The sequence below is a fragment of the Empedobacter sp. UBA7252 genome, assembly GCF_002472765.1.
In the GTDB taxonomy this organism is placed as follows: domain Bacteria; phylum Bacteroidota; class Bacteroidia; order Flavobacteriales; family Weeksellaceae; genus Empedobacter; species Empedobacter falsenii_B.
In genome coordinates, this window is the sequence record NZ_DKSQ01000034.1 from 1 (window position 1) to 6,507 (window position 6,507).

General features: G+C 32.3%; 5 protein-coding genes. All 5 read left to right on the forward strand.

The genetic code is table 11. From position 1 onward, the window contains the following. Positions 1-873 (forward strand): hypothetical protein (locus B2X73_RS04755; protein ID WP_291095857.1); only part of this gene is annotated, 873 nt, incomplete at its 5' end. A 119-nt stretch (positions 874-992) separates the two neighbouring features. Further along, positions 993-2,750, forward strand: coding sequence for an aspartate--tRNA ligase (gene aspS / locus B2X73_RS04760; RefSeq protein WP_286495565.1), 1,758 nt, complete (start codon positions 993-995; stop codon positions 2,748-2,750). Positions 2,751-2,890: 140 nt separating this feature from the next. Continuing rightward, entirely contained in the window at positions 2,891-4,342 is a 1,452-nt protein-coding gene (locus B2X73_RS04765; RefSeq protein ID WP_286495564.1) for an MATE family efflux transporter, read from the forward strand. Position 4,343: 1 nt separating this feature from the next. Continuing rightward, the gene (locus B2X73_RS04770; RefSeq protein WP_038336082.1) at positions 4,344-4,580 is read left to right on the forward strand and encodes a hypothetical protein; all 237 of its coding nucleotides are present in this window, start codon (positions 4,344-4,346) and stop codon (positions 4,578-4,580) included. A 121-nt stretch (positions 4,581-4,701) separates the two neighbouring features. Further along, positions 4,702-6,477 (forward strand): AMP-dependent synthetase/ligase, encoded by a 1,776-nt coding sequence (locus tag B2X73_RS04775; protein ID WP_115001063.1) that lies wholly within the window; start codon positions 4,702-4,704, stop codon positions 6,475-6,477. The last annotated feature ends 30 nt before the right edge of the window (positions 6,478-6,507 follow it).

Genomic DNA, 6,507 nt, shown 5'->3' on the forward strand with positions numbered 1-6,507 from the left:
AATTTATTTAGGACGCTATTGGTAGATAATTATACTTTAGTTGAAAATAATAATTATAAAGTAGGTGAATTTGGAGGAAATTCTTTAGAAATTAGTGACTTAAATAAAGTTTATTCATTAAAATTAAAAGAATTAGAAAACCCATTAAAAGATAAAAGTTCAAGAGATATAAAGAATAATAAATTTTTTACCCAAATTGTAGGATTTGCTTTAAAAAATGGTTTTGCTTTAAATACTCAACTTCAAATAAAAAATTCAACAGAGGAAAGGGTTGATTATCAGAATAAAATTGCAGAAGCTAAAGCAAATTCTTCCAATTTATATGATGTCCCAGGTTTTCTTATTGACGAAAAAGGAAATAAGGTTGCTGGTAAACTTTCGATTAATTTTGAAAATGCAACAAGTAAAGTTGAAAAAAGCAATATAGAATCTTTACCTGAAAATTACGGTAAATCAGTTTATGTAAAAGCTGTAAATGAGAAAGGGAAAGAAAAATCTACACGATATAAATCAAACACAGGAGCAAAATTCTGTACAGATTCAGGAGATTGTTATATAGGTTTGAAAACGATTGGTAATGTTTTTAATTCAATTGGAAATGTAATGAGTTTAAGCACTGATTTTTCATATTTCTATAAAATTTTAAATGAAGATAACGGATTTCTTATTTTAGAAGAACCGTCTAATAATAAACTTTATATAAAAATACCTAATCAAGAAAAAGCGCTTTATTTAGGAAATAATAATGATGATAAATTGGAAAAAAATTTCAACGAATACATAAAATGTAGTTTAAATGTGACGGATTTTGACTTAAAATCTGTAGATGGAATCAAAACCTTTTTTGAAAAATATAAAACGACTTGTAAATAGTATGAAAAGCGATTCAATTTTGAATCGCTTTTTTTATTAAATTTATTTTCTCAAATAAGTTAGATAACTTCTTTATTTCGACGCAAAACTTTACCTTTGTCCTATAAATTTGACGACAAATGTTTAGAACTCATACTTGTGGTGAATTAACACAAGCCAACATTAATGAAAAAGTCACGTTAAGCGGTTGGGTATCAACGTTACGTGACAAAGGTTTTATGATGTGGATCGATTTACGTGATCGCTATGGAATCACACAAATCATCTTAGATGAAGAACGTTCTTCGAAAGAATTATTTGAAACTGCTCGTCATTTAGGACGCGAGTTCGTAATTCAAGTTACAGGAACTGTAATCGAAAGAGCTTCAAAAAATCCAAACATTCCAACAGGGGATATTGAAATCTTAGCAGAAAACATTACAATTTTGAATGAATCTGCATTGCCTCCATTTACAATCGAAGATAATACAGATGGTGGAGAAGATATCCGTATGAAATATCGTTATTTAGATATTCGTCGTAATCCAGTAAAAGAAAAATTAATCTTCCGTTCTAAAGTTGCGCAGGAAGTTCGTAAATATTTAGATGCACAAGAATTTGTAGAGGTTGAAACTCCAGTTTTAATTAAATCTACGCCAGAAGGTGCGCGTGATTTCGTGGTTCCATCTCGTATGAATCCAGGTGAATTTTATGCGTTACCACAATCGCCACAAACATTCAAACAATTATTAATGGTAGGAGGTTTAGACCGCTATTTCCAAATTGTAAAATGTTTCCGTGACGAAGATTTACGTGCAGACCGTCAACCAGAGTTTACACAAATTGACTGTGAAATGTCGTTTGTTGAACAAGAAGATATCATGAATGTTTTCGAAGGTTTAGCAAAACATTTATTACATACTTTCAAAGGATTAGAATTTGAACAATTCCCACGTATGACATTTGCAGAAGCAATGCGTCGTTATGGAAATGATAAACCAGATATTCGTTTTGGAATGGAATTCGGTGAAATCACAGACTTAGCTAAAGGAAAAGATTTCAAAATCTTTGATGAACAAGAATTAATTGTTGGTATTGCTGCGGAAGGTTGTAATGCTTACACACGTAAAGATATTGATAAATTAATCGAATGGGTTCAACGTCCACAAATTGGGGCAACTGGTCTTGTTTGGGCGCGTTATAATGAAGATGGAACATTTAAATCTTCTGTAGATAAATTTTATTCGCAAGAAGATTTAGCAGCTTGGGCAGAGCGTATGAACGCAAAACCAGGAGATTTAATGTTGGTGATGTCTGGTAATACAAACAAAGTTCGTGCGCAATTATCGGCTTTACGTATGGAAATCGCAGAGCGTTTAGGATTACGTAATCCAGAAGTTTTTGCTCCATTATGGGTTGTAGATTTTCCTTTATTAGAATGGGACGAAGAATCTGAAAGATATCACGCGATGCACCATCCATTTACTTCTCCAAAACCAGAGGATATGGAATTAATTGCGACTAATCCAGGTGAAGTTCGTGCAAATGCATATGATTTAGTTTTAAATGGGAATGAAATCGGTGGAGGTTCTATTCGTATTTTCGATAAAGAAGTTCAAGCAAGAATGTTCGAATTATTAGGATTTACGCCAGATCAAGCAGAAGCGCAATTTGGTTTCTTAATGAACGCTTTCAAATATGGTGCGCCACCTCATGGAGGTTTAGCATTCGGTTTTGATCGTTTTGTATCGATTTTAGATGGTTCAGAAACAATTCGTGATTACATCGCATTCCCTAAAAATAATTCGGGTCGCGATGTCATGATTGATGCACCTTCTCCAATTGATCAAACACAAATGGATGAACTGAATATTGCGTCAACATTTGTTGCAAAATAAAAAGAAAAATTTTCTATAAATATTAAAGACTACTTATTTAAGTAGTCTTTTTTTATTGATTAATTTTAAATTACATGACAATTTTTAAATGTAGAAGCAAAACCTTTGCTGTATCTTTGCAATTGTAAATAGAGAATAAATTGGAATTAAAAGAGCATTTAAGGCGTAATATCAAATTAGCATTTCCTGTAATGATTACTCAAATGGGGCAAATTTCTGTCAACATTATTGATAACATTATGGTTGGTGGTTTAGGTGGAAAATATGATAATATAGAAGATGAGGTTTTGGGGAAAACAGCTTTAGCAGCAGCTTCTTTAGGAAATTCATTATTTTTTGCGGTTTTAGTATTTGCTTTCGGATTTAGTTTTGCGTTGTCACCATTGATTGCGGCAGAAGATTCGAAAGGCGATAAAAAAATGGCTGCAAATTATTTTTCGCATAGTTTGGTCTTGAATATTACTCTATCAATCGGTTTATTCTTATTGATTACATTTCTGAAACCGCTAATGTTCTACATGGGACAACCCGCTGATGTAGTGGAAAAATGTATTCCATATCTAACGATTATGACATTTTCGATGATTCCATTGATGATTTTCCAAACTTTTCGTCAATTATCGGAAGGTTTATCATTAACGATTCCTGTTACAATTGCAACTGTTTTGAGTAACGTGATTAATATTACGTTAAACTATGGTTGGATTTACGGGAATTGGGGATTCCCACGTTTAGAAGTCGCTGGTGCAGCCTGGGGAACATTCGTTGCGCGTTTGGTGATGATGATTTTCTTAATTATTGTATTGTTTAATTTTAAGAAAACGAAATCAGTTTTGCAAGAAGTTCAATTTAAGGCAAGTAATTTTCAGAAAACTATTTTCAGAAAAATTGCTGGAATTGGAATTCCAACCGCCTTAACTTCTTTCTTTGAAATGAGTGCGTTCTCTCTGGCAGCCTTTGTTTGCGGTTATACATTTACAAACTCTATTGCAGATCAAGAATTAGCAAAAGTAAATTTAGCAGCTCATCAAATTGCGATAAATTTAGCTTCCACAACTTTTATGATGTGTACAGGAATTGGGGTTGCAGCAACGGTTCGTATTGGAAATCAATTAGGTTTAAAAGATTATAAAACCTTAAGAGAGGCAGGTTGGTCTTGTATTTTAATGGTTTTATCATTTATGATTTTGTGTGGAATTTTGTTTATTATTTTCCGTTATCAGTTACCAACAATTTATTTAGACAATCCAGATGTTATCAATTTAGCTGCATCCTTATTAATCATTGCTTCGCTTTTCCAAATGTCAGATGGCGTACAATTGGTATTACTAGGTGCTTTGAGAGGAATGACTGATGTTAAAATCCCTTCTATTCTAACGTTTATTTCATATTGGTTAATCGCAATTCCGATTGGTGTAGTCTTAGCTATTGTATTTGAAATGCGAGCATTTGGGATGTGGATTGGTTTAGGAACTGGATTAACAGCTTCGGCAGTGTTTTTGATGATTCGTTACAATCGTCAAACGAAGAAAATGATTAGGGAAAATCCTAATGCAGAAATAATTTTAGAAGATAAATTAAAAAACATATAAAATGGAATTACCAAAATTTTTATTGGCTGATAACTCTACAATGCCAGACAAAATCTTTATTTTACATACAGATTATCCTCGATTTTTATTAGATGTAGAAACTGACGATATTGAATGGTTTGAAGATATTTCTGAAGAAGAAGATAACGAAGAATTTAATACTGAAATTGCTAATTTAATTGAAGACGCTTTAGATTTTTATGATCAAGAAATGTCTTTGTTAGATGATGAAGAATAAGTCTTAAATAAATAAAATTTCTGTGTTTTTATTGGTGTAAGATTTACACTAAAATAATTTTATATGCTTGCATTATAATTTTTTTATTAGTATTTTGCAACTAAGAAAATTATTCAAAACCATGGAAATAAAAAGATTATTTGATTTTCCGCAAAATCAATTAGAAAATAATCCTAGAGAAGATGCATTGGTGTCTAAAGTGAACGGAACTTGGGTGAAAACATCTACGCAAGAATACGTTGGCAAAGCAAATGCATTTAGTCGAGGATTATTACAATTAGGAATCAAGCCACAAGATAAAATTGCAATAGTCACTTCAACTAATCGTACCGAATGGAACATCTGTGATATCGGTATTCAGCAAGTTGGCGCGATTTCCGTTCCATTATATCCAACACTTTCGGAAGATGATTTTGATTATATCTTAAATAATGCTGAATGTAAATTTATCATTGTTTCTGATAAAGGTTTATACGATACGGTTGCGGCTGTAAAAGATAAAGTGTCAACATTGGTTGGGATTTATAGTTTTGATGAAATTGCTGGAGTTCCTAATTATAAAGAAATTTTAGATTTGGGTGAAGATAATTCAACACAACATGAAGTAGATAGTATCAAAGAGATGATAAAACCTTCTGATATGGCAACTTTGATTTATACTTCTGGAACAACAGGTCGTCCGAAAGGTGTTGTATTAACGCACGAAAATATCGTTTCTGATGTTTTAATGTCTGTTGATCGTATTCCAGATTTTCCAAATCATGCGATTGCGTTAAGTTTTCTTCCGATTAATCATGTTTTCGAACGTATGTTGATTTATTTGTATCAACATTTGAGTATTGGAATTTGGTATGCAGAAAGCATCGATAAATTAGGAGATAATATGAAAGAGGTCAAACCACATGTAATGACGGTTGTGCCTCGATTAGTTGAAAAGGTTTACGATAAAATTTACAATACAGGTGCTTCTGCAGGAGGTCTTAAAACGAAAATTTTTATGTGGGCTTTAAGCCTTGTTGAAGATTACGATCCTTATAATCCAAAAGGTGGATTATTTGGGTTGAAACATTCTATCGCGAAAAGTTTGGTTTTCAGTAAATGGAAAGAAGGAGTTGGAGGAAATTTAGTATGTATGGTGTCGGGATCTGCACCTTTAGCAGCACGTTTGAATCATATTTTCTGGGGTGCTGGAATTCCAATTTTAGAAGGTTATGGTTTGACAGAAACTTCTCCTGTAATTTCGGTGAATTGTATGAAGAAAGATGGTTTCGGAATCGGAACTGTTGGTGCTCCATTAAAAGGAATCGAGGTTAAAATTGCAGAAGATGGAGAGATTTTAGTCAAAGGTCCTAACGTTACACAAGGTTATTATAAAGATCCTGAAAAAACTGCTGAAGCATTCACACCAGATGGTTATTTCAAAACGGGTGATATTGGAGTTCTTGAAAGAGGTTTACTTAAAATTACTGATCGTAAAAAAGAGATGTTCAAAACTTCTGGAGGAAAATATATTGCACCTCAAATTATTGAAAATAAGTTTAAACAATCTCGTTTTATCGAGCAAGTAATGGTTGTTGGAGAAGGAGAGAAGATGCCTTGTGCGATTATTCAACCTAATTTTCAAGTGTTGAAAGATTATTTACGTATCAAAGGAATTGCTGAACCTGCAACGAAGGCAGATTTAATTAAAGAGCCTGCAATTTTAGATATTATAGGTCGTGAAATTGAAAAAATGAATAAAGGTTTAGGTCATTGGGAACAAATCAAAAAGTTCGAATTAACGCCTGATGAATGGACCATTGATGATGGATTATTAACGCCAACATTAAAATTGAAACGTAAAAATGTGCTAGCTAAATATCAAGATTTATACAATAAATTATACGATAAAAAGTAAATAAAAAAGAAATTAAAAAATCCCTTCAAA

Bases quoted from the DNA above. Each gene is read 5' to 3' on its own strand.
- aspS (WP_286495565.1), top strand. From the start codon at position 993: ATGTTTAGAACTCATACTTGTGGTGAATTAACACAAGCCAACATTAAT.
- B2X73_RS04770 (WP_038336082.1), top strand. From the start codon at position 4,344: ATGGAATTACCAAAATTTTTATTGGCTGATAACTCTACAATGCCAGAC.
- B2X73_RS04775 (WP_115001063.1), top strand. From the start codon at position 4,702: ATGGAAATAAAAAGATTATTTGATTTTCCGCAAAATCAATTAGAAAAT.